This is a genomic window from Kitasatospora brasiliensis, from assembly GCF_032654805.1.
GTDB lineage: Bacteria > Actinomycetota > Actinomycetes > Streptomycetales > Streptomycetaceae > Kitasatospora > Kitasatospora brasiliensis.
Genome location: NZ_JAUOOW010000009.1, coordinates 299,572 through 322,543, shown reverse-complemented (window position 1 = coordinate 322,543; position 22,972 = coordinate 299,572). Strand labels below are relative to the sequence as shown.

At 71.7% G+C, this 22,972-nt stretch carries 15 protein-coding genes; 8 read left to right on the top strand and 7 right to left on the bottom strand.

The features are described 5' to 3' along the window. Positions 1 to 258: 258 nt before the first annotated feature. Positions 259 to 939: a ScbR family autoregulator-binding transcription factor gene (locus tag QWJ13_RS31475; protein ID WP_316528853.1), complete on the top strand. Its 681-nt coding sequence runs from the start codon at positions 259 to 261 to the stop codon at positions 937 to 939. A 277-nt stretch (positions 940 to 1,216) separates the two neighbouring features. Here QWJ13_RS31475 and QWJ13_RS31470 read toward each other — a convergent pair whose 3' ends face one another. After that, entirely contained in the window at positions 1,217 to 8,830 is a 7,614-nt protein-coding gene (locus QWJ13_RS31470; protein WP_316528850.1) for a DUF7507 domain-containing protein, read from the bottom strand. 412 nt (positions 8,831 to 9,242) lie between these two features. Between QWJ13_RS31470 and QWJ13_RS31465 the strand changes: the two genes are divergently transcribed. After that, positions 9,243 to 10,034 carry a putative protein N(5)-glutamine methyltransferase gene (locus QWJ13_RS31465; RefSeq protein WP_316528848.1) on the top strand — a complete coding sequence of 264 codons (792 nt, stop codon included), beginning with the start codon at positions 9,243 to 9,245 and terminating at the stop codon, positions 10,032 to 10,034. Positions 10,035 to 10,115: 81 nt separating this feature from the next. On the opposite strand, the gene QWJ13_RS31460 is transcribed toward QWJ13_RS31465, so the two are convergent. After that, complete coding sequence (locus QWJ13_RS31460) at positions 10,116 to 10,544, bottom strand: PPOX class F420-dependent oxidoreductase (RefSeq protein ID WP_316528846.1); 429 nt, start codon at positions 10,542 to 10,544, stop codon at positions 10,116 to 10,118. A gap of 101 nt (positions 10,545 to 10,645) precedes the next feature. Between QWJ13_RS31460 and QWJ13_RS31455 the strand changes: the two genes are divergently transcribed. Beyond that, positions 10,646 to 11,149, top strand: coding sequence for a DinB family protein (locus QWJ13_RS31455; protein WP_316528844.1), 504 nt, complete (start codon positions 10,646 to 10,648; stop codon positions 11,147 to 11,149). Positions 11,150 to 11,514: 365 nt separating this feature from the next. On the opposite strand, the gene QWJ13_RS31450 is transcribed toward QWJ13_RS31455, so the two are convergent. From QWJ13_RS31450 to QWJ13_RS31440, 3 genes are all read right to left on the bottom strand, one after another. Next, positions 11,515 to 12,783 (bottom strand): MFS transporter, encoded by a 1,269-nt coding sequence (locus QWJ13_RS31450; RefSeq protein WP_432277634.1) that lies wholly within the window; start codon positions 12,781 to 12,783, stop codon positions 11,515 to 11,517. A 49-nt stretch (positions 12,784 to 12,832) separates the two neighbouring features. Continuing rightward, the gene (locus tag QWJ13_RS31445) at positions 12,833 to 13,426 is read right to left on the bottom strand and encodes a helix-turn-helix domain-containing protein (protein ID WP_316528842.1); all 594 of its coding nucleotides are present in this window, start codon (positions 13,424 to 13,426) and stop codon (positions 12,833 to 12,835) included. A gap of 82 nt (positions 13,427 to 13,508) precedes the next feature. Next, positions 13,509 to 14,399, bottom strand: a complete 891-nt coding sequence (locus tag QWJ13_RS31440; protein ID WP_316528839.1) for a transglutaminase-like domain-containing protein — start codon at positions 14,397 to 14,399, stop codon at positions 13,509 to 13,511. Between the two features lie 203 nt (positions 14,400 to 14,602). Between QWJ13_RS31440 and QWJ13_RS31435 the strand changes: the two genes are divergently transcribed. Next, entirely contained in the window at positions 14,603 to 15,388 is a 786-nt protein-coding gene (locus QWJ13_RS31435) for a class I SAM-dependent methyltransferase (protein ID WP_316528838.1), read from the top strand. Positions 15,389 to 15,444: 56 nt separating this feature from the next. Here QWJ13_RS31435 and QWJ13_RS31430 read toward each other — a convergent pair whose 3' ends face one another. Together QWJ13_RS31430 and QWJ13_RS31425 are read right to left on the bottom strand one after the other, a co-directional pair. Continuing rightward, positions 15,445 to 16,143, bottom strand: a complete 699-nt coding sequence (locus QWJ13_RS31430) for a hypothetical protein (RefSeq protein WP_316528836.1) — start codon at positions 16,141 to 16,143, stop codon at positions 15,445 to 15,447. Continuing rightward, a complete protein-coding gene (locus QWJ13_RS31425; protein WP_316528834.1) occupies positions 16,140 to 16,694 on the bottom strand; it encodes an RNA polymerase sigma factor in 555 nt (184 codons plus the stop codon). The genes QWJ13_RS31430 and QWJ13_RS31425 overlap by 4 nt, the downstream gene beginning before the upstream one ends. 207 nt (positions 16,695 to 16,901) lie before the next feature. Between QWJ13_RS31425 and QWJ13_RS31420 the strand changes: the two genes are divergently transcribed. The 4 genes from QWJ13_RS31420 (at position 16,902) to QWJ13_RS31405 (ending at position 22,852) form a co-directional block, all read left to right on the top strand. Beyond that, a complete protein-coding gene (locus QWJ13_RS31420) occupies positions 16,902 to 17,732 on the top strand; it encodes an SAM-dependent methyltransferase (RefSeq protein WP_316528833.1) in 831 nt (276 codons plus the stop codon). Between the two features lie 198 nt (positions 17,733 to 17,930). Beyond that, positions 17,931 to 19,457: an FMN-binding glutamate synthase family protein gene (locus QWJ13_RS31415; RefSeq protein WP_316528832.1), complete on the top strand. Its 1,527-nt coding sequence runs from the start codon at positions 17,931 to 17,933 to the stop codon at positions 19,455 to 19,457. 259 nt (positions 19,458 to 19,716) lie between these two features. After that, positions 19,717 to 21,471: a carbohydrate binding domain-containing protein gene (locus QWJ13_RS31410; protein WP_316528830.1), complete on the top strand. Its 1,755-nt coding sequence runs from the start codon at positions 19,717 to 19,719 to the stop codon at positions 21,469 to 21,471. Positions 21,472 to 21,571: 100 nt separating this feature from the next. After that, positions 21,572 to 22,852, top strand: coding sequence for a hypothetical protein (locus QWJ13_RS31405; RefSeq protein WP_316528828.1), 1,281 nt, complete (start codon positions 21,572 to 21,574; stop codon positions 22,850 to 22,852). The last annotated feature ends 120 nt before the right edge of the window (positions 22,853 to 22,972 follow it).

Sequence of the window (22,972 nt, the reverse complement as noted above, 5' to 3'; positions counted from 1 at the left end):
CGGGCCCCAGGCGTCCTGACGATCCGACGGAACCTCCCCTCCGGAACAGACCGTTCGTTCGGTTCTCGTTCCAGGCGAAGCGGGCCCCGATCCGGGACATCACCGCTTGGCCGTCAGGGCGTGGAATCGTCACCTAACCGGTGAGGACGGCGGGTTGAGGGGGCCGCCGGAATCGCCTTGTCGGCCGTAGGTTAGGCGAAGCTAAGATACGGGGTGTTTGGTTTTGTTTTTCCGGGAGCTCACGGCGGGGTGGTTTCGGTGGTACGGCAGGAACGGGCGATCCGGACACGTCGGCTGATCCTGGAGGCGGCGGCCTCGGTCTTCGACGAGTTCGGGTACGAAGGCGCGACCATCGGCGAGGTGGTCTCCCGGGCCGGGGTGACGCGCGGTGCGGTGTACTTCCATTTCGCCTCCAAGCGCGATCTGGCGCAGGGCGTGGTGGACGAGCAGTTCGTCCAGGACGGAGTTCCCGAACGCGCCTGCAAACTCCAGGAGTTCGTGGACACCGGGATGGTGGTGGCGCACCTGATGCCGCGTGACCCGCTGCTCAGCGCGGGCGCCCGGCTCTCGCTCGGGCAGGACGTCTTCGACGATCTCGGCGGCGGTGCCGTCCCCGGCTGGATCAACCGGTTCGAGGCGCTGCTGGTTGCGGCCGGCGAGCGCGGCGAGCTGCTCCCGCACGTCGTGCCGGCGGACGTCGCGTGGCTGCTGGTCGCCGCGTGGACGGGGGCGCAGATCCAGTCGCAGAAGCTCTCCGGCCGGTCGGACCTGGAACAGCGGGTGTCCGGGCTGTACCAGTACCTGATGCCCAGCATCGCGGTGCCCGGCGTGCTCGCCTCGCTTCGGATGGGGCCGGACCGTGGCGCCCAGGTGGCCGCGGAGGCCGCGGCGGCCCGTGCGGCGCACACCGGGGCGAAGGTGGTCGCCGGCGTCGGCTGACGATGGTTCACCAACCCTGCGGATCACGGGAATCCGGACGACATCAGCCGAACGGGTGAATCGGCGGCGACGGGGCCATGAGGGTCTGGCGCCGCCTTTGGTGTGCCACGGGTGAAATGCCAGGCGATGATGCTCCATCAAAAACAAACATTTTGGTCGGTTTTATGCTGACAAACCGCATGTCCTGTTTCCCGGAACCTCCGGACAGCGGACCGCCCCCGGTACCCGAAGGCGCCGGGGGCGGTCCGACCGTCCGGGGACGGTGGGATCTCAGGCGTTACGCCATGGAGCGGTCATCCGCCGCGCGGCGCTTGGCCCGGTAGAGCAGCAGTCCGCCGACGGTCATCAGTCCGCCTCCGGCGAGGCCGGCGGCCAGGGCCGTCGAGCCGGCCTCAGGCAGCTTGCCCGAGCCTCCGCCCTGCGGCGGAACCGGGTGCTGACCGGGGTGACCCGAGTGGCTGGGGCAGCCCTTGCCGCCGCCGCCGCGCCAGCCGTCCTTCGGCGGGCAGGCCTCGACGGTGACGCAGAGCTCGACCGGCGGGCTCTGCACCAGCTGACCCTGCGGGTCACGGGCAGAGGCCGTGGCGGTGTTGGTGACGTGTCCGGCCTTCGCGTCCTCCTCGGTCACGGTGTAGGTCCCGTGGCAGGTGGTGCTCTGCCCGGGGTCGAGGGTGGTCACGTCGCAGGTCACCTGCTGGACGCGGTCGTCGTTGACGGTCAGCTCCGTCACCGTGGTGGAGCCGGTGTTGGTGACGGTGTAGGTGTAGGTGATGGTGTCGCCGGGGTGCGCGTTCTCGGTGATGTCGGCCTGCTTGGTGATGGTCAACGAGGAGGCGCTGGGGACGACGGTGATGCAGAGCTCGACGGGCGGGCTCTCGACCGGCCGGCCCTCGGGGTCGGTGCCGTTGGCACGGGCGGTGTTGGTGACGTGTCCGGCCTGGGCGTCCGCCTCGGTCACGGTGTAGGTGCCGTGGCAGGTGGTGCTCTGGCCGGGGTTGAGGCTGGTCGCGTCACAGGTGACCGAGGTGACGTGGTCGTCGGTGACGGTGATGTTGTTGATGACCGTCGAACCGGTGTTGGTGACGGTGTAGGTGTAGGTGATGGTGTCGCCGGGGCGCGCGTTCTCGGTGATGTCGGCGCGCTTGGTGATGCTCAGCGAGGACGTCGGGGGGACGACGTCGACGGTCTCCTCGGCCGGGGGGCTGTCGACGGGCTCGCCGTCGGGGCCGGTGCCGGTGGCGTGCGCGGTGTTGGTGACGTGTCCGGCCTGGGCGTCCGCCTCGGTCACCGTGTAGGTGCCGTGGCAGGTGGTGCTCTGGCCCGGGTTGAGGGTGGTCGCGTCACAGGTCACCGAGGCGACCCGGTTGTCCGTGATGGTGATGTTGGTGATCGGCGCGGTGCCGGTGTTGGTGACGGTGTACGTGTAGCTGACGGTGTCACCGACATTGAACGGGCCGGCGCTGTCCGCCTTCTTGACGATGCTCAGCTGAGCGACTCCGGCGACGGGGACGGTTTCCTCGGCGGGCGGGCTTTGCTCGGTGACTCCTTCCGGGTTGGTGCCGGTGGCGATGGCGGTGTTGGTCACGTGGCCGGCGGTGACGTCGGCGGCGGTGATGACGTAGCTGCCGTGGCAGGTGGTGCTCGCCCCGGGGGCGAGGGTGGTGGTGTCGCAGGTCACCGTGGTGACGTGGTCGTCGGTGACGGTCAGGTTGGTGACGGGCGCGGTGCCGGTGTTGGTGACGGTGTAGGTGTAGGTGACGGTGTCGCCCAGGTGGAACGGTCCGGCGCTGTCGGCCCGCTTGGCCAGGCTCAGCTGGACGACGCCGGCGACGGGGACGGTCTCCTCGGCCGGGGGGCTGTCGACGGGCTCGCCGTCGGGGCCGGTGCCGGTGGCGTGGGCGGTGTTGGTCACCTGGCCGGCCGTGACGTCGGCGGCGGTGATCACGTAGCTGCCGTGGCAGGTAGCGGTCTGGCCGGGATTGAGGGTGGTGGTGTCGCAGGTGATCGAGGGGACGCGGTTGTCGGTGACGGTCAGGTTGGTGACGGGCGCGGTGCCGGTGTTGGTGACGGTGTAGGTGTAGGTGACGGTGTCACCGAGGTGGAACGGCCCGGTGCCGTCCGACCGCTTGTCAATGCTCAGCTGAGCGACTCCCGAGACCGGGACGGTTTCCTCGGCGGGCGGGCTTTGCTCGGTGACTCCTTCCGGGTTGGTGCCGGTGGCGTGGGCGGTGTTGGTCACGTGGCCGGCGGTGACGTCGGCGGCGGTGATGACGTAGCTGCCGTGGCAGGTAGCGGTCTGGCCGGGGTTGAGGGTGGTGGTGTCGCAGGTCACCGTGGTGACGTGGTCGTCGGTGACGACCAGGTTGGTGACGGGCGCGGTGCCGGTGTTGGTGACGGTGTAGGTGTAGGTGACGGTGTCGCCGAGGTGGAACGGTCCGGCGCTGTCGGCCCGCTTGGCCAGGCTCAGCTGGACGACGCCGGCGACGGGGACGGTCTCCTCGGCCGGCGGGCTGTCGATCGGCTCGCCGTCGGGGCCGGTGCCGGTGGCGTGGGCGGTGTTGGTCACCTGGCCGGCCGTGACGTCGGCGGCGGTGATGACGTAGCTGCCGTGGCAGGTCGTGCTCGCGCCCGGAGCCAGGGTGGTCGCGGCGCAGGTGATCGAGGGGACGCGGTTGTCGGTGACGACCAGGTTGGTGACCGGGGCCGTGCCGGTGTTGGTGACGGTGTAGGTGTAGGTGACGGTGTCACCGAGGTGGAACGGCCCGGTGCCGTCCGACCGCTTGTCAATGCTCAGCTGGGCCTCGCCCACGGTGGGGACGGTGGCTTCGCCGGGCGGGCTCTGCACGGGCTGACCCTCGGGGTCGGTGCCGTTGGCGTGCGCGGTGTTGGTCACGTGGCCGGTGGCGACGTCGGCGGCCGTGATCACGTACGTGCCGTGGCAGGTCGTGCTCTCGCCCGGGTTGAGCGTGGTCACGGCACAGGTCACCGAGGACACATGGTCGTCACTCACGGTGAGGTTGTGCACCGCGGCCGTACCCGTGTTGGTGACGGTGTAGGTGTAGCTGACAGTGTCGCCCAGGTGGAACGGGCCGGCGCTGTCGGCGGTCTTGACGATGCTCAGCTGGGCGACTCCCGCGACGGGGACGGTCTCCTCGGCCGGCGGGCTCTGCTCGGTCACTCCTTCCGGGTTGGTGCCAGAGGCGATGGCGCTGTTGGTCACGTGGCCGACGGTGACGTCGGCGGCCGTGATCACGTAGCTGCCGTGGCAGGTGGTGCTCGCCCCGGGGGCGAGGGTGGTGGTGTCGCAGGTGATCGGGCTGATGCGGTCGTCCGTGACGGTCAGGTTGGTCACCGTGGCCGTGCCGATGTTGGTCACCGTGTAGGTGTAGTTGACGGTGTCACCGAGGTGGAACGGTCCGGCGCTGTCGGCCCGCTTGGCCAGGCTCAGCTGGACGACGCCGGCGACGGGGACGGTCTCGTCGGACGGCGGGCTCTGCACGGGCTGGCCCTCGGGGCCGGTGCCCGTGGCGTGGGCGGTGTTGGTCACCTGGCCGGCCTGGACGTCGGCGGCGGTGATGACGTAGCTGCCGTGGCAGGTGGTGCTCGCGCCCGGAGCCAGGGTGGTCGCGGCGCAGGTCACCGAGGAGACGTGGTCGTCCGTGATGGCCAGGTTGGTGACCTCACCCGTCCCGGTGTTGGTGACGGTGTAGGTGTAGGTGACGGTGTCGCCCAGGTGGAAGGGGCCGGCGCTGTCGGCTGTCTTGGTCAGTCTCAGCTGAGCCTCGCCCACGACGGGGACGCTGGCCGAGCCCTCCGGGCTCTGCACCGGACGGCCCTCGGGGTCGGTGCCGTTGGCGTGGGCGACGTTGGTCACGTGGCCGGCGGTGACGTCGGCGGCGGTGATGACGTAGCTGCCGTGGCAGGTGGTGCTCTGGCCCGGGTTGAGGGTGGTCGTGGCACACGTCACGGACGGCACGTGGTCGTCGATGATGTTGAGGTTGTGCACCGCGGCCGTGCCGGTGTTGGTCACCGTGTAGGTGTAGGTGACGGTCTCACCGAGGTGGAACGGGCCGGCGCTGTCCGCCGTCTTGGTCAGGGTCAGCTGGCCCTCGCCCGCAGTGGTGACGGTCTCCTCGGCCGGCGGGCTCTGCTCGGTCCCTCCTTCGGGGGTGGTGCCGGAGGCGACGGCGGTGTTGGTCACGTGACCGGCCGCCACGTCGGCCGCCGTGATGACGTACGTGCCGTGACAGGTGGTGGTCTGGTTGGGGGCGAGGGTGGTGGTGTCGCAGGTCACCGGGGTGACGTGGTCGTCGGTGACGGTCAGGTTGGTGACGGTGGCCGTGCCGGTGTTGGTGACCGTGTAGGTGTAGGTGACGGTCTCACCGAGGTGGAACGGGCCGGCGCTGTTCGCCGTCTTCTCCAGGCTCAGCTGGACGACACCCGCGACCGGGACGGTCTCCTCGGTCGGCGGGCTGTCGATCGGCTCGCCCCCGGGGCCGGTGCCGGTGGCGTGCGCGGTGTTGGTCACGTGGCCGGCGTCGACGTCGGCGGCGGTGATGACGTACGTGCCGTGGCAGGTGGTGGTCTGGTTGGGGGCGAGGGTGGTGGTGTCGCAGGTCACCGGGGTGACGTGGTCGTCGGTGACGGTCAGGTTGGTGACGGTGGCGGTGCCGGTGTTGGTGACCGTGTAGGTGTAGCTGACGGTCTCACCGAGGTGGAACGGGCCGGTGCTGTCGGCCGTCTTGGTCACGCTCAGCGCGGGCTCGCCGATGACGGTGACGGTCTCCTCGGCCGGCGGGCTCTGGACCGGCTCGCCCTCGGGGCCGCCGTTGCCGTGGGCGTGCGCGGTGTTCGTCACGTGGCCGGCGGAGACGTCGGCCGCCGTGATGACGTAGCTGCCGTGGCAGGTGGTGCTCTGGCCGGGGTTGAGCGTGTTCGCGGCGCAGGTCACCGGGGAGACGTGGTCGTCACTCACGGACACGTTGTTCACGACCGCGGTGCCGGTGTTGGTGACGGTGTAGGTGTAGTTGACGGTGTCGCCCAGGTGGTACGGGCCGGGGCTGTCGGCCGTCTTGGTCAGGCTCAGCCGGGGCTCGCCCACGGTGGGAACGGTGGCCTCGACGTCCGGGCTCTGCACCGGCTGACCCTCGGGGTCGGTGCCGGTGGCGTGGGCCGTGTTGGTCACGTGGCCGGCGGTGATGTCGGCGGCGGTGACCACGTAGGTGCCGTGGCAGGTCGCGGTCTGACCGGGGTCGAGGGTGGTGGTGTCACAGGTGATCGTGGTGACGTGGTCGTCGGTGATGTTGATGCTGTGCACCGTGGCCGTACCGGTGTTGGTGACGTTGTAGGTGTAGCTGATGGTCTCACCGAGGTGGAACGGTCCGGCGCTGTCGGCCGTCTTGATCAGGCTCAGCTCCGCGACGCCGATGACGGGGACCGTCGCCTCGGCCGGCGGGCTCTGGACCTGCACGCCCTCCGGGTCGGTGCCGGTGGCGTGGGCCGTGTTGGTCACGTGGCCGGCGGAGACGTCGGCCGCCGTGACGACGTAGCTGCCGTGGCAGGTGGTGCTCTCACCCGGGTTGAGGGTGGTCGTGCCACAGGTCACCGAGGAGACATGGTCATCGGACACGGTCAGGCTGTGCACCGCGGCGGTGCCGGTGTTGGTCACCGTGTAGGTGTAGCTGACGGTGTCGCCCAGGTGGAACGGACCCGCGCTGTCCGCCGCCTTCGAGAGGCTCAGCTGGGCCACGCCGATCACGGGCACCGTCACCTCCGCGGGCGGGCTGACGACCTGCTCGGCCTCCGGGTTGGTGCCGAACGCCTCGGCCGTGTTGGTGATGTGGCCGAGCGCCAGGTCCGCGTTGGTCACCACGTACGTGGAGGTGCAGGTGGTGCTCTCACCCGGGTTGAGAGTGGCCGTCGGGCAGTTCACCGGAGTGACGTGGTCGTCGGTGACGCCGACGTTGGTGAGCACCGTCGATCCGGTGTTGGTGACGGTGTAGGTGTAGGTGATGGTGTCCCCGACGTGGACCGGGCCGGGGGTGCTCGCCGTCTTGGTCAGGGCGATGGACGACGGGCCGACCACGGTGACCGTGGCCTCCGCCTCCGGCGAGGTGACCGTCGAACCGTCAGACGTGCCGGTGGCGACCACGTGGTTGGTCACCTGCCCGGCGTCGGCGTCGGCCGCCGTGATCACATAGGTGCCGTGGCACTTCGTCGTGTCACCGGGACTGCCGCGTGGGGAGAGGGTCGTGGTGTCGCAGGTGATGCCGGTGACGTGGTCGTCCGTCAGCGCGAGGTTGGTGATCTCGGTGCCACCGGTGTTGGAGACCACGTAGGTGTACGGGACGGTGTCGCCGACGTGGAACGGCTCGGCCGCGCCGACCTCCTTGACCACCTGGAGGCCCGGCGGCGAAATCACCGGTACGTGCTCCGAGGACGGTGGCGAGGTGACCGGCCCCGAGTCGGTGGTCCCGGTGGCCACGGCGGTGTTGTCGATCGCGCCCGCCGCCGCGTCCGCGGCGGTGACCAGATACGTCGCCGTGCACGTCACCGTCTCACCGGGGGCCAGGGTGCTCACCGGGCAGCTGACCGGGCCGACCTTGGGGTCGTTGACGGCCAGGTTGGTGATCGGCACGTTCCCGGAGTTGGTGACGACGAAGTCGTACGGGATCGGGGTGCCCACCGTGATCACGCCGGGCAGCGGCTGGTGCACCTGCTTGACCAGGTTCAGCTCGGGCAGCGGCACGTCGGTGCCGATCACCACGTTGCGGATCAGGTGCACGTCGGTGAACGAGCCGGTGGACCCGGCGAAGCCGAACTTGTAGGTCGAGGGCACCGGCTGCGGCGCGGGCGTCTGGAGCACCTGGTGTGAGCCGGTGCCGTCGTTGAAGTCGACGGAGACGGTCAGGACCGGGGAGGCCCCGGACGTCAGGTGCACGTTCACCCGGCGGCGGGAGGGCTCCAGCAGGGCCTCGGCCTCGGTCGGCGTCGCGGTGGGCGGCATGTAGGTGAGCGGGCCCTGGAGGGTCCCCGGGAGGGTGGAGGTCCAGGGGCCGCTGGTGGTGAAGTTGTTGGTCGTCGCGGTCAGGAAGCAGTAGCCCTCAAGGCCGTTACCCGGGCCACGGAGGGTGACCATGTTGGCCCCGGGCGCGGGGATGTGGAAGCCGGTGCCGGCGGGGGAGCGCACGGGGCAACCGTTTCCGCGCTGCTCCCAGTCGCCGAAGTAGTTGCCGAGGACGTCGAGCCCGACGCCCAGGTAGCCGCGGTCGACGCCGGGCAGGAAGCCGAGCTGCGGGTCGTTGCCGGGCAGCTTCTGGGCGTAGCCGAGACTGCCGCCGTAGGCGCCCGGGTGGGTGAGGGAGACATCACCGTTGACGAGGAAGAAGGAGATCCCGTCGGCCGGGGTGGCGGGCGTGGTGCTGCCGTACTGCCACTGGTCGAAGCTCACGTCCAGACCGGCGCTGGCCGGGAGCGCCTGTTCGAAGAGGACCGCGCCGCTCTGGTCGTTGTCGGAGTCGGTGAGCCGCAGATAGCCGTGTGGCGCGCTGTCCAGCGGGGGCACCGGGCCGATCTCGGGAACGGGGCAGCCGCCGAGCGGGCGGCCGTCCGGCCCGAGCGATGAGATGGGCGCGCCGATGAGGCATGCGGCGCCGACGGCGATGAACCGGTCGTCGGCGGTCGCACCGGTGAAGGTTTCCGTGAGCAGCGGAGTGCCGGTCGCCCGGACACGCTCCGGCAGCGCCTTGGCGGTGTGTTGGGTGGGCGGAGCGACGGCCTGGGCCAGCGTGGAGGTGAGGCCGGCGCTGAGCAGGCCCAAGGTGGCCGCAGCGCTGATGAAGCGGGCCGCACGGGATCGAAGCCGTGACGGTCCGCGAGAGTGTCTCGTCATGTCAGTTAATATGTGCGGCCGCTACAGTCGGTTATCGCTATGTACTGTCAGTGGAGCTATGGAATAGCTCGGATGAGCGAGCGTGGGATGCGGGGCGCTCGCGGGTCGTCCCACGGCCTGTCATGGCGGTCGTCACGGCGGTCGTCGTGGGACCGGCGGAGGGGCCGAAGGAATCATTCCAACCACCCCCGCTCGGCAGTGCGGTAGGGTGGCCGCTGCCGAGTATGACTGCGACTCAGGGAGGTGAGACCCATTACCGGACTGTCCGAGCGGGTGCTCCCGGAGCGCGGCCGAGCGGGCGCCTGCCCCTGCGCGTAGCGCGGACGGCGCGCCGACGCGGTGCCGGCCCTCAAGGGAGCCCTGGCGGAGTGGTTCGTCCTCCTCCTGTCTTTCCCTACCCCAAGGGGTTCTCTTGTCGGTCTTCTCTTCCGCCTCCCTCCGTTCCTCGGTGGTCTCCCGACTGCGCGCCGCCGGCTGTGTGTTCGCCGAGGACGAGGCGCGGATCCTGCTCTCCGCCGCGGCCTCGCCCGCCGACCTGGCCGTCATGGTCCGATCCCGCGCCGACGGGCGACCGCTCGAACACGTCGTCGGCTGGGCCGAGTTCGCCGGTCTGCGGATCGCCGTCGACCCGGGCGTCTTCGTCCCGCGTCGCCGCAGCGAGTTCCTGGCCGCCACCGCCGCCGCGCTGACCACCCCCGGCGCGGTGGTGCTCGACCTGTGCTGCGGCAGTGGCGCGCTGGGCGCCGCGGTGGCGGCCGCGGCGGCGCACCCGGTCGAGCTGTACGCGGCGGACATCGACCCGGGCGCGGTCCGCTGCGCCCGCCGCAACCTGGCCGGCGTCGGGGCGCGGGTCTTCGAGGGCGACCTGTTCGCGGCCGTGCCCACGGAGCTGCGCGGCCGGGTGGACGTGCTGATCGCCAACGTCCCGTACGTCCCGACCGGTGATCTCGGCCTGCTGCCGCCCGAGGCGCGGCTGCACGAGGCCCGGCCGGCGCTGGACGGCGGGGCGGACGGACTGGACGTGCTGCGTCGGGTGATGGCCGAGGCGCCGGGGTGGTTGGCGCCGGGCGGGTCGCTGCTGTTCGAGACCAGCGAGCGGCAGGCGCCGACGGCCCTCGCGGTGACCAGGGCGGCCGGGCTGACGGCGGCGGAGAGCTGGGAGGAGGACCTGGACGCCACCGTGGTCACGGCGGCGCTGCGCTGAACTCTCCTGCACCGAAGGTGAGTTGCTGACGCGATGGGCTCGGCCACCGTTTTCTCGTGACGGTGGCCGGGCCCGGGAGGCTCAGAGCGAGGTGCCGTACACGTGGTCGACCGGGATGGTGAGCAGCACCCGGCGGTCGGCGACCATCGCCTCGCGGTACTCCGCCCAGTTCGGGTGCTCCCCGGCGGCGCGGCGGTAGTAGTCCACCAGCGCCTGGACCTCCGGCCCGTCGGGGTCGGTGCCCGGACCGGTGAGCGAGGCCACGCCTTCGGCGGTCGCCCAGGAGCGGCCGTCCGGCCCGGTCACCTCCAGGCTGACCCGAGGGTCCCGGCGCAGGTTGGCGGTCTTGGCCAGCCCGTCCCGGGTGGAGATCAGGATGGCGTTCGCCTCCCGGTCGTAGAACGGCAGGACGGGGGAGAGCTGCGGCCGGCCGTCCGCCTTGATGGTGGCGAGGACGCCGAGGCGGCTCTGCGCGAGCAGCGCGTACGGGTCGTAAGGTGTGGCGGTCATGAGGGCATCATCGGGCTTCTCACCGGTGTGAAGGTCAAGGCGCGGCGGTCGGGGGCCGACTGACCGGCGGGATTGTCGGTGGGCCCTGGTACGGTCCGCGCATGAGCAGAACGGTGCCCCACAGGGGTGAGGAGAAGGAAAGCCTTCACGCGGCGCTGGAGCTGCATCGCGACGCGGTGCTGTGGAAGGTGGAAGGCCTGGACGACGAGCAGCTGCGGCGGCCGATGACGCCGTCGGGGACGAATCTGCTGGGGCTGGTCAAGCACCTCGGCGGCGCCGAACTCGGCTGGTTACGGACGACGTTCGGCCGGGAGAGCGGGCCGCTGCCGTTCGACATCGACGCGGACGCGGAGTCCGACATGCGGGTCGAGCCGCACGAGTCGACGGCGGACATCCTGGCGTTCTACGCGCGCGCCCGGGCCGCCGCGAACGAGACGATCCGGGAGGTGGCGCTGGACGACGTCGGCACCTCCTGGTCGGGCGACACCGTCTCGCTGCGCTGGGTGCTGATCCGCATGATCGCGGAGACGGCGCGGCACGCCGGGCACATGGACATCCTGCGGGAGCTGATCGACGGCGGCACCGGGGCCCACGACCAGAGCTGACCGGCCCGCGCCGCCAGGGCCGTCCGGAAGTCGACGGTCCGGGCGGCGCCCGCGCCCCCACTGGCCGCCGCCCTCCGGGATATGGACAACTGGTCGACATCGAAGGCGAGTTCGCGGTTCACGGTGTTCATTCCCCCGGCCGACCGCGCGCCCGGGGCCGTCGGCCGGAGCGGACGGCGTTCCGGTTCATGACCTGGAACGCGCGGGCGGGTGGGGGAATTGCGCACGGCCGTGGCCGTCCCCGACACCGCCCTGCGCTTTCGTGAGGGCTCGACGGTCTCCGGGGCCGAGGCGCTCCCGGTCACCTGGTGACCGGCCGGGCCGCCGCCGCCCTCACGCCCCGCGGGCGCGTCCGGCGCGGCCCTTCAGCGGGGGAGTTCGGCGCTGCGGACGGCCGGGGAGGCCAGGGCGAGGACGGCGCCGAGGCAGGAGAGGGCGCCGCAGCCGAGGAAGACCGGGCCGGCGCCCCAGAGGCCGATGGCGGCGCCGACCAGCGGATAGCCGAGCGGGGCGAGGCCGACCATGGTGAGCATCATGACGGAGGTGACCCGGCCCAGGTAGGCGGGGTCGGCGGTGGTCTGGATGAGCGTGGCGTCCAGGCTGCCGAAGACGCCCGCGGCCAGGCCGACCAGGGCGGCGACGGCGGCGGCGGTGCCCAGGTGCGGGACCAGCCCCATGGCCGCAGCGCCGACGCTGCCCGCCAGCAGGGTGCCGGCCATGGTCAGACCGGCCCGGGGCAGCCGGCCGGCGACGGCGAGCAGCACGGCGCTCGCCGCGGCCCCGCCGCCGAAGCAGCTGATGATCAGGCCGTAGCCGGACGGACCCCAGCCGCGTTCGGCGTTGAGCAGGACCATGCCGACGTTGAGGGTGCCGGTGAGCCCGAGTTCGCAGACGGCCCCGGCTGCGACCAGCGGGCCGATCAGCGGGTGGCGGCGGATGTAGCGCAGCCCGTCGACGAGTTCGGCGCGGGCCCTGCCCGGCCGGGGCGCGGCCGTCGGCGCCGGTGCCTCGCCCGAGGGCGTCGGCAGCGGGCTGATCCGCAGCGAGAGCAGCAGCGGCAGGGAGAGCGCGAAGAGCAGGCCGGCCGCGGTGAAGGCGGCGGCCGGGCCGCCCAGGCCCATGGCGAGGCCGCCGAGGGGCGGGCCGGCGATCTGGCCGAGGCGCATCGACAGCGAGCGCAGGCCGGTGATCCGGGCCAGCTGGTCGGGGGTGGTGATCCGGGGTGGCAGGGCGCCCACGGCGGGGACGAACAGGGCGTCCACGGCGCCGAAGACCAGCGCCACCGCGACCAGGAGCCAGAGCGCGGGCGTGGTCAGGGCGACGGCGCCGGCCACGGCCAGGATGAGCAGGCAGCGCACGGTGTCGCTGCCGAGGAGCAGTCGGCGGGGGTCGAGCCGGTCGGCGAGGACGCCGCCGCCGAGCATCAGCAGGGCGCGCGGGGCGGCGCCGGCGGCCATCACCAGGCCGACCTCGGTGGGGCCGGCGGACCGCTGGGCGGACCAGGCGAGGGCGGCGAAGTAGACGCTGTCGCCGATCAGCGAGGCGGTGTGGGCGATGAGCCAGCGCAGGACGTTGCCGTCGCGGTGGGCGGGTTTCATCGGTCGCGTGGGCAGGGGCGCTTCCGCGAGGACCATGAGGAGCTCCGACGGTCGGGGACGCGGGCGGTGCCGGCGCCGCGGGAGGTCAGGGGCGGAAGGGGAACCCGTACAGGTGGACCGAGACGTGCTCGCGGCCGCTGGTGTCGCCGGCCGCCCTGGCGGCCTTGCCGCGCTCCCGCCAGCGCCGTGATACGGCCTGCAACTCATCTTCCAGTTCGGCGAGTTCGGCCGCGGTGAGGTCGAGCATCCACTCGGAGCTGAAGGCCGCGTCGGTCCACTCCCCGCCCCAGGCGGCGCTCTGGTCGAGGTAGGCGCGGTACTGGGCGGCGCGGGAGTCGACCAGGCCCTTGGTCACCGCGTTGACGGTGGCCGCACCCTCGGGCGTGCCGGAGAGGTCGGACTCGCGGAAGCCCCAGCCCTCCTCGGAGGCGACCTGCCACCACCGCTCCCGGCCGTCGCTGCTCCGGCCGCTCGCCTCGGTCACGAAGCCCTGCTCGGCGAGCTTGCGCAGGTGGTAGCTGACCAGGGACGGAGCCTGGTCGACCTGCTCGGCGAGCTGTGAGGCGGTCGCGCTGCCGGCGACGTAAAGGAGGCGGTAGAGCTGCACGCGCAGCGGGTTGGTGAACGCCTTGAGGCGGGACAGGTCGGTGATCCGGTCGGGCTGGGGCTCCTTGGGCATGCGTCGACGATAGATCCGAAAGGAAAATTGCGCAATAAGAATTTCGTATCTTCTGACTCGGCGTCGAGAGGCCGAACCGCCGTCAGCGCAGGGTGACTTCGCGGGGGCCGTTGAAGGGGGCCAGGGACAGAACGGTCTTCGGGGTGCGCAGGGCGTCGTGCTCGGCGAAGAGGCGGCGGGCGGCGGGGAGGTCGACCGGACCGACGGTCAGATGGGCGACCTCGTCGTACGGGGCGTGGGGAGTGTTGGTGGAGTCGGAGCCCCAGGTGTCCCAGAGCAGGGTCTCGACCTTGTTCAGGGCGGCGAGGTCGAGCCGGGTGGAGTGGGCGACGAACCACTCGCCGTTGAGTGGGCCCTGGTCCGGCGGATGGACGCCGAAGGAGTCGGCGGCGGCCCGGTCGGCGCGGATCGTGCGCCAGGCCCGGCCGGCCACCAGGAAGCGGTCGCGCGGGACGTCCATCGGGTCGAAGTCCACCCGGCAGGCGTCGGCCACCCTCGGGTCGGCCAGCTGCGGATCGGCGAGCAGCCAGCCGCGCCGCTCGTCCCAGTACTCGGTGGCCACGTGGTCGGCGTGGAAGCCGTCCGGGCCGAGGTAGTCGGCGAAGCCGCAGCGCAGTCGGGCCGGGACGCCGACGTGGCGCAGGAAGGAGCAGTGCAGCAGCGCCAGGTCGCGGCAGACGCCGACGAAGCGGTCGGCCGGGGCGCGGGGGTGGGTGAGCGGGGCGGGATCGCGCTCGGTGATCAGGCGCAGGATGTCGTCGAGGTAGCGTGTCTCGGCGTCGTGGTGGAGGCGGTCCGTCGGGATGTGGTGGTGGAACAGGGGGCCCTCCAGGCGATGGATGACCACATTCCGCGCGATCCTGGCGAGTCGGCGCGGATCGGCGGGGAGGGCGGCATACCGGGGAAGGTGGGCGCCGGGGTCGGAGAAGGCGCTCTGTCCCAGATAGAAGGCGGGGAAGTCAGCGGAAGGCACGGGGGAACTCCCATGAGGCTTCGGCCGCAGGATCGTTGGCTGGGCCGCTGCTCCTCACCGTGGCAAATTTTTGGGGTGGTTGTCCAGAAGATCCGCCTCCGGCCGTCGGGCGACGCGCGGGCAGGAACGTCCCTGCACTCCCGCGCCGTGACCCCGGGGTGCAATGGCGCGATCTGACGCGTCGTCAACGAGGAGGCAAGCCGGTGGAGACCAGGACGAAGAACGGCGATCCGATCCGGGTGCTGGACGTGTCGAGCGCCGAGTACCGCCGGGCGTTCGAACTGTTCCTGGCCGGGACGGACGAGAAGCCGATCACCCACGCCCGGCTCGGCGAGATCGTGGCCGCCCTGCCGCACCGCCGGGTCCTGCTGGACCTCGGCGCGGGCGACGGCCGCACCACCGCCTACCTGGGCCGCTCCTTCGACCGCACGATCGCGGTGGAACCCAGCGCGGCGATGCGCGAGAAGCTCGTCACGGCCTGTCCCGACGCCCTGGTCCTCCCGGAACCGCTCGACCGGGCCTGCCCGCCCGAACCGGCCGACCTCGTCCACCTCTCCCATGTGCTCTACTACGTGCCCGTACCGGACTGGATCGGCACCGTCGGCCGCGCCCTGGAGTGGACGGCCCCCGGTGGCACCCTCCTGGTCGTGCTCCAGAACCCGGAGAGCCCCTGCATGCGGATGGCCGCGCACTTCACCGGTGTCCGCTACGACCTCGGTCCGCTCGTCGACCGGCTGCGCGCCCGGCAGTCGGAGCACGACTACGCCCTGGAGACCCTCGAACTCCACTACCGCACGCCCGACCTGGCCGAAGCCGTGGACGTCGCCGAGTTCATGGTCAACGTCGCCGAGCCGGCCGCCCTCGACCACCGCCCCTCCCGCGCCGCCCTGACCGACTACGTCCGGGAGCACTTCGAGCTCCCCGCCGGCGGCTACGCGATCGGTCACACCCAGGACATGCTCGTCATCCGCCGCGCCGGGCGCAGCTGAGGCGGCGGCCGCCCGGGTGGACGGCCGGCGCGGTGCCGCGCCGGCCCGGAGGAGGCTCAGAGGTACCGGGCGTGGCCGGATGCGTGCGAGAGGTCGTCCACCAGGGTGGGGGAGGGCTGGGGGATCTCGCCGTGGTCCTCGTCGTCGGAGTCGACGGGCAGCTGGTGGACGACGGCGGCCACCCGGGTCGGCAGGCGCAGGGCCAGGCCCTCGTGGCAGGCGGCGAGGGTCTCGGCCCACACCTCGGGCGGGAGCGAGCGGCCCGGCCAGGGCGCGGTCGACGCCGCCGGGTTGCGGGGTTCGGCGGCGAGCCGGTCGGCCTGGTTGCGCCAGTAGTCGGAGTCGCGGAACTCGCCGCGGCTGGCGTGGAGGAAGGACAGACAGCTGGCGGCGGTCGTGTTGCCGCCGCCGGCGGCGAACTGGAGCCAGAACTGGCAGCCGTCGTCGTGCCCGGTCAGGTGGAGCAGCGCGGCCAGGACGAGCGCGCCGCCGGGGTGGATGCGCTGCCGGTTGTCGGTGAGGGCTCTCAGGGAGTCGGCGGCCTCGGGCTGGGCGATGATCAGGGTCGCGGCGAGGTCGAGTTCGTGGCGGGCCTGGAGGTGTTCGGGGCCCAGGGGGGAGCGGGCGCGCACGAGGCGGCGCAGGTCGGGGGCGGCCACGCCGGCGGGCAGCGGGATCGGCTGGTCGGGTTCGTCGTCGCACCCGTAGTGCCAGTTCCACGGAGCGGCTGTCCGGCGGTCGTGTCCCCGTGTCACTGCATGTCCTCCGTGGTGGTGTCGGCGCCGATGAGCCGGCGGAGCTTGGCCAGGCCCTGGCGGATGGTGGAGCGGACGTCGGTCTCGGTGGTGCCGAGGTGGGTGGCGATCGCCAGGTGGTCGATCTCCAGCACGAGGTGCAGGACAAGCATGTCGTGCTGGCGCTCGGTCAGCCGCAGGATCGCGGAGTAGAGCAGCTCGTAGTTGTCGAGGTTCCGCGGGTCGATGCCGACCCGGGCGTGTCGGAGGGCGGTGTTCCAGCCACGGACGACCGCCCTGGGCGGGGTCTGGCCGGTGCCCAGTTCCCGGTCGGTGATGCACCTCTTGGCGATCATCCAGGCGTGGGCGGCGACGTCGGGTTGGCTCAGGACGAGGCCCCAGTTCTGCCGCAGTTCCCGGCGGATGCCGTGGAGCGCCCGGTCGACGAGCTCCTCGTCGTGCAGCCGCGCCCGGGCCACTCCGCGCCAGAGCGCCTCGTGGCCCTCGCAGAACGGTCGGTAGGACAGGCGGTGAGTCGGCCGAACCGCCGCCCACTCGTCGTCGCTGGTCAAGAATCCTCCTCGTCAGGTGAAGAACCGCTCTTCTCCACCCGGACATCAAATCGTCCCGTACCGCTTGGCGTGAAGTCGCATTCGCAAAAATGCTTGTATGACCTGGCATATGACAATGAATCAGGTAATGAATAGTCATGTTCGATCGGGAAACTTTCCGGCTAAGCTCCAGGTCTGCCGTAACGCGTCGAGCCGTAGGGGGACCCCATGGGAGCAGAGCAGCAGGACGACACCGTGACACCGCCCGGCGCCGAGGTCGACCTCGCCATCCACCGCCCGCACACGGCACGGATCTACGACTACTTCCTCGACGGGGCGACCAACTTCCCGGCCGACCGGGAGGCCGCCGCGCACGCCCTCGCCGTCTTCCCGCAGGCGCCGGCCGCGGCCCGGGCCAACCGGGCGTTCATGCACCGCGCCACCCGGGCCCTCGCCCAGAGCGGCGTCACCCAGTTCCTGGACATCGGCACCGGCATCCCGACCTCGCCCAACCTCCACGAGATCGCCCAGGGCATCGAACCGCGGGCCAGGATCGTCTACGCCGACAACGACCCCATCGTCCTCACCCACGCCCAAGCCCTCCTGCACAGCAGCCCCCAGGGGCGCACCACCTACGTGCAGGCCGACGTCCGCGACCCCGAGGCCCTGCTGGACGCGGTCCGCGCCACGGGCGTGCTCGACTTCACCCGGCCGATCGCCCTGAGCCTCGTCGCGCTGCTCCACTTCGTGCCGGAGGGCGCCCACGAGATCGCCGAGACCCTCAAGAGCGCGCTGACGGCCCGGGGCTCCGCCCTGGTGATCAGCCACCTCACCCCCGAGTTCGCCCCCCAGGACACGGCCGGCATCGAGAAGGCCTACCGGGACAACGGCAACCCGGTCCGGGCCCGTACCCGCGAGGAGTTCGGCGGGTTCTTCGCCGGCTGGGAGCTCCTGGACCCCGGTGTCACCTCCACCCCGCGCTGGCGCCCCGAGCCGGGCGCGGAACCGATCAGCGACATCGAGGCGTCCTGCCTCGGGGCGGTGGCCGTCCGGGCCTGACGGACGGCGGGTGCGACTGGGATGCGAAGCCCGGGTCCGACCCTGGGCGCAAGCCTGTCTGATGGGCCTTTTACCATCATTTCGCATTCTTCAGCGGACGCTGACGCCCGCTCCGCGGTGCGCCCGCCGTCCGACACCCGACATGGCAGCGCGACTCCACCGGATGGCCGCGGGGTCGCGCCGCAAGGAGGAACGTCCATGAACGCCAAGAGGATTGGTGCGGCCGCCGCGACAGCGGTGGCGGTTCTGGCTGCTCGCGACCTCGTCCAGAAGCGGCACGCCCTGCTCCGGAACTTCCCGGTGGTGGGCCACGCCCGGTACCTGCTGGAGCGGATCGGCCCGGAGCTGCGGCAGTACATCGTGACCTCCAACGAGGAGGAGCGTCCGTTCAGCCGTGACCAGCGCACCTGGATCTACGCCTCGGCGAAGGAGGAGAACAACTACTTCGGCTTCGGCACCGAGGTCGACGTCGAGCACGTCCAGGGGCACGCCTACCTGAAGCAGCGCACCTTCGCCGGCGCGCTGCCCGACCTCCACGACCCGCAGGCGCCGCTGCCCTCGGCCAAGGTGCTGGGCGGGCCGCGCGGGCGCGCCAAGGCGTTCCGCCCGGCGAGCGTGGTGAACATCTCGGCGATGAGCTTCGGCTCGCTCTCCGGCGCGGCCATCACCGCGCTCAACCAGGGGGCGGCGCAGGCCGGCGCGATGCACAACACGGGCGAGGGCGGCCTCTCCCCGCACCACCGCGGCGGCGGCGACCTCGTCCTCCAGCTCGGCACGGCCTACTTCGGCTGCCGCAACGAGGACGGCAGCTTCAACCTGGAGAAGCTGAAGGAGGTGGTCGCCGGCGCCCCGGTCAAGGCGATAGAGATCAAGCTCTCCCAGGGCGCCAAGCCCGGACTGGGCGGCATGCTGCCGGGCGCCAAGGTGACTCCGGAGATCGCCGAGATCCGCGGCATCCCGGTCGGCCAGGACTGCGCCTCCCCGTCGCGGCACACCGCGTTCGGCGACGTCGACTCGATGCTCGACTTCGTCGAGCTGCTCGCCACCGAGACCGGCCTGCCGGTCGGGGTCAAGAGCGCGGTGGGCGAGATGGGCTTCTGGCAGGAGCTGGCAACCCTGATGGCGCGCGGCGACCGCGGGGTCGACTTCGTGACCGTCGACGGCGGCGAGGGCGGCACCGGCGCGGCGCCGCGGATGTTCGCGGACTCGGTGTCGCTGCCGTTCCGGATGGGCTTCTCCCGGGTCTACGGTACCTTCGCGGAGCTGGGGCTGACCGACGACCTGACCTTCATCGGCTCCGGGAAGCTCGGCCTGCCGGAGAACGCCGCGGTCGCCTTCGCCCTGGGGGCGGACATGATCAACGTGGCCCGCGAGGCGATGCTGTCGATCGGCTGCATCCAGGCGCAGAAGTGCCACACCGACAAGTGCCCCACCGGCATCGCCACCCAGAACCCGTGGCTGGCCCGCGGCGTCGACCCGGCCTCGAAGTCCACCCGGGCCGCCGTCTACCTGCGCACCCTGCGCAAGGAGCTGCTGAAGGTCTCCTCGGCCGTCGGCGTGGCCCACCCGTCGCTCATCACCGCCGATGACATCGAGATCATGAACGGCGACTACGAGGCCCGTACCCTGGCCGGCGTGTACGGCTACAAGGAAGGCTGGGGCGAGCTCGGCCCCGAGCTCGCCCAGGAGATCACGGCGCTGATGACCGCGGGGCCCGCGGTCTGACGCCCCCTCGCCGACCTCGGTCGGCGGCGGGCGGCCGGTGCTCCGGGTCGGTGATCCGGAGCACCGGCCGCCGGTGCGTTTCCCTGCTCCGCGCGATTGGTCCAGACCTCAATTGGTCCAGACCTATTGACGGGCCCTGCCGTCGCTCCTACGATCCGGACCGGCACAGCCCCACATGTCCCCACCTCACCCAGAGCCGGGCGTCGCGCCCCCACGCGTCGGTCATGTCCCATGGCGCTCGGCGGGAAGAGAGCACAGCATGTTCCGTCGTAGGTCGCGCACTCCACGCCCGCCGGGCCAGGCCCGCCCCGGTCCGCAGCGGGCGGTCGTCGAGCGCGCAGCGCAGACCCCCAGGACCGGCCAGGGCGGGTCCGGGCCCAGCGTCCTGAAGCGCTCCCTCGCCGGGGTGAGCGCCGCCGCCGTCATCGGGGCCGGCCTCGCCGTGGCCGGTACCGTCACGGCCGGGGCCGCCACCCCGAACCTGGTGGCCAACCCCGGGTTCGAGAACGGGCTCTCAGGCTGGACCTGCACCGGCGGCACCGGCGCGGTGGTCACCAGCCCGGTCCACTCCGGCAGCTCCGCGCTCCAGGCCACGCCGACCGGCCAGGACACCGCCCAGTGCGGCCAGACCATCAGCGTGCAGCCCAACTCGCAGTACACGCTGAGCGCTTACGTCCAGGGCAGCTACGTCTACCTGGGCGCCACCGGCACCGGCGCCGGCAGCGACCCGTCCACCTGGACGGCGAGCAACGCCTCGTACGGCCAGCTCAGCGTCGGCTTCACCACCGGGGCGAACACCACCTCGGTGACCGTCTACCTGCACGGCTGGTACGGGCAGCCCGCGTTCTACGCGGACGACGTGTCGCTCACCGGCCCCGGCGGCAGCAGCCCCAGCCCCACGGGGACCACCCCGCCGCCGACCACGCCCCCGCCGACGACGCCGCCGCCCACGACGCCGCCGCCCACCACCCCGCCGCCGACCACCCCGCCGCCCACGACGCCGCCGCCCACCACCCCGCCGCCCACCACCCCGCCGCCGACCACCCCGGCGCCGGGTGACACCTGCCCGACGAAGCCCAAGCCGTCCGGCAAGGTCCTCCAGGGCTACTGGGAGAACTGGGACGGCGCCTCCAACGGCGTCCACCCGGGCATGGGCTGGGTGCCCATCACGGACAGCCGGATGGCCGCGCACGGCTACAACGTCATCAACGCCGCCTTCCCGGTGATCCTCTCGGACGGCACCGTGCTGTGGCAGGACGGCATGGACACCAACGTCAAGGTCTCCACCCCCGCCGAGATGTGCCAGGCCAAGGCGGCCGGGGCGACCATCCTGATGTCGATTGGCGGCGCCGCCGCGGGCATCGACCTCAGCTCCAGCACCGTCGCCGACAAGTTCGTCGCGACCGTCGTCCCGATCCTCAAGAAGTACAACTTCGACGGGATCGACATCGACATCGAGACCGGCCTGTCCGGCAGCGGCAACATCAACACCCTGTCCGCCTCGCAGGCCAACCTGATCCGCATCATCGACGGCGTGCTGGCCCAGATGCCCGCCGGCTTCGGCCTGACGATGGCCCCCGAGACCGCGTACGTCACCGGCGGCAGCGTCAACTACGGGTCGATCTGGGGCGCCTACCTGCCGATCGTCAAGAAGTACGCGGACAACGGGCAGCTGTGGTGGCTGAACATGCAGTACTACAACGGCAGCATGTACGGCTGCTCCGGTGACTCCTACCAGGCCGGCACCGTCCAGGGCTTCACCGCGCAGACCACCTGCCTGAACAACGGCCTGAACATCCAGGGCACCACGATCAAGGTCCCCTACGACAAGCAGGTGCCCGGCCTGCCGGCCCAGCCCGGCGCGGGCGGCGGCTACATGGACCCGGGCCCGGTCGGCCAGTCGTGGAGCGCCTTCAGCGGCTCGCTGAAGGGCCTGATGACCTGGTCGATCAACTGGGACGGCTCGAAGGGCTGGACCTTCGGCGACAACGTCAAGCGCCTCCAGGGGCGTTGACGCCCGACCTGTCACTGAGCCCTGCGCCCCGGTCCGAGGACCGGGGCACAGGGTCTTCCGGGGGTTCCGGGGGCAGGTGGGTCTCCTGCATGCTGACCCCATGACGATCTCACGCAGGACGATCATCAAGGGCATCGCCGCCACCCCGTTCGTAGCGGCGGGCGGCGGCCTCCTGGCCCCCGCGGCGGCCCAGGCGGCCACGCTGACGGCCGGCCAGTTCACCCTGGCGGAGCGGCTGGGCAACGGCTCCGGCACGTACGCCGCCCAGACGGCGGGCCTGGCGGCCGCGCTGCCCAAGGTGACGGTGGCGGACGTCCTGGCCAACGCCAACCGGGACGCCGTCCACCTGACCGGCGCGCCGAGCGGCGTCGGGGCGTTCGAGGACGGCTTCGGCTGGAACGCCGGGGACCAGGGCGTCGCCGAGTGGATGCCCCAGGGCGTCACCACCAGCGCGGACGCGCTCGGTTCGGGGGTGTGGAGCGGCAAGCGGGTCGTCCTGGTCTCCTGGTACTTCGACACCGACCCGAACGGCGACGGCGTCCCCGACTTCCCGGTGAACAAGGGCGTACGGGTCTCCTTCGTCGACTACACCGACCGCACCGCGCCCAAGTACCGCCACGTGCTGCTGGTGGAGCCGGTGAAGACGGCCGCCGGCGCGTACTCCTACGCCCCGGTGCAGCGCCACGCCGGCGGGATCCTCTGGTACGGCAACCTGCTCTACATGGTCGACACCACCAAGGGCCTGCGGGTCTTCGATCTGGACAACCTCCTGGAGGTGGCGACCGGCAAGCCCGACGTCTGTGGCCTGGACGCCTCCGACGGCCACTACTACGCGTACGACTACCGGTACGTGCTGCCGCAGAGCGGCGCGTACGACAACACCGGGACGCTGCTGCGCTTCTCCTGCATCGGCCTGGACCGCGCGAGTACGCCGGACAGCCTGACCGTCAGCGAGTACGCCGTCGACCCCACCACCCCGGTCGTGGACTACACCGGGGGCGGCTGGAACGGTAACGGCACGAAGATCACCACGCCGAAGATCGTCCGCTGGGACCTCGACTACACCAACCGCAAGCTCGGCAACACCACCGCCCGGGAGGCGATCACCGTCAACCAGGGCAAGATCCAGGGCACCGTCGCCCAGGAGTCGAAGCACTACCTGTCGACCAGCAACGGCGAGAACAGCAACGGCACCCTGCACGCCGTCACCTCCGGCGCCGACAAGCCCACCGCCGTGCTGCGCCTCGCGAAGGGCTGCGAGGACCTGAGCTTCCACAGCTCGGCGACGACCGGCTGGAAGTACGCCGAGTCGGTGATCTGGAACCTCAGCGAGTACGCCGGCAGCCGCTACGTGTACGCCGTCCGGGCCGACGGCAGCTGAACCACCCGGCGGCCCTCGGTTGTTCGACATTGTGTTCAATGACCGAGGCCGCCGGGAGCCCCCGGCGACCAGGTGCTCACCACCGACCGACCGACCGACCGACCGGCCGACCCGGGCCAG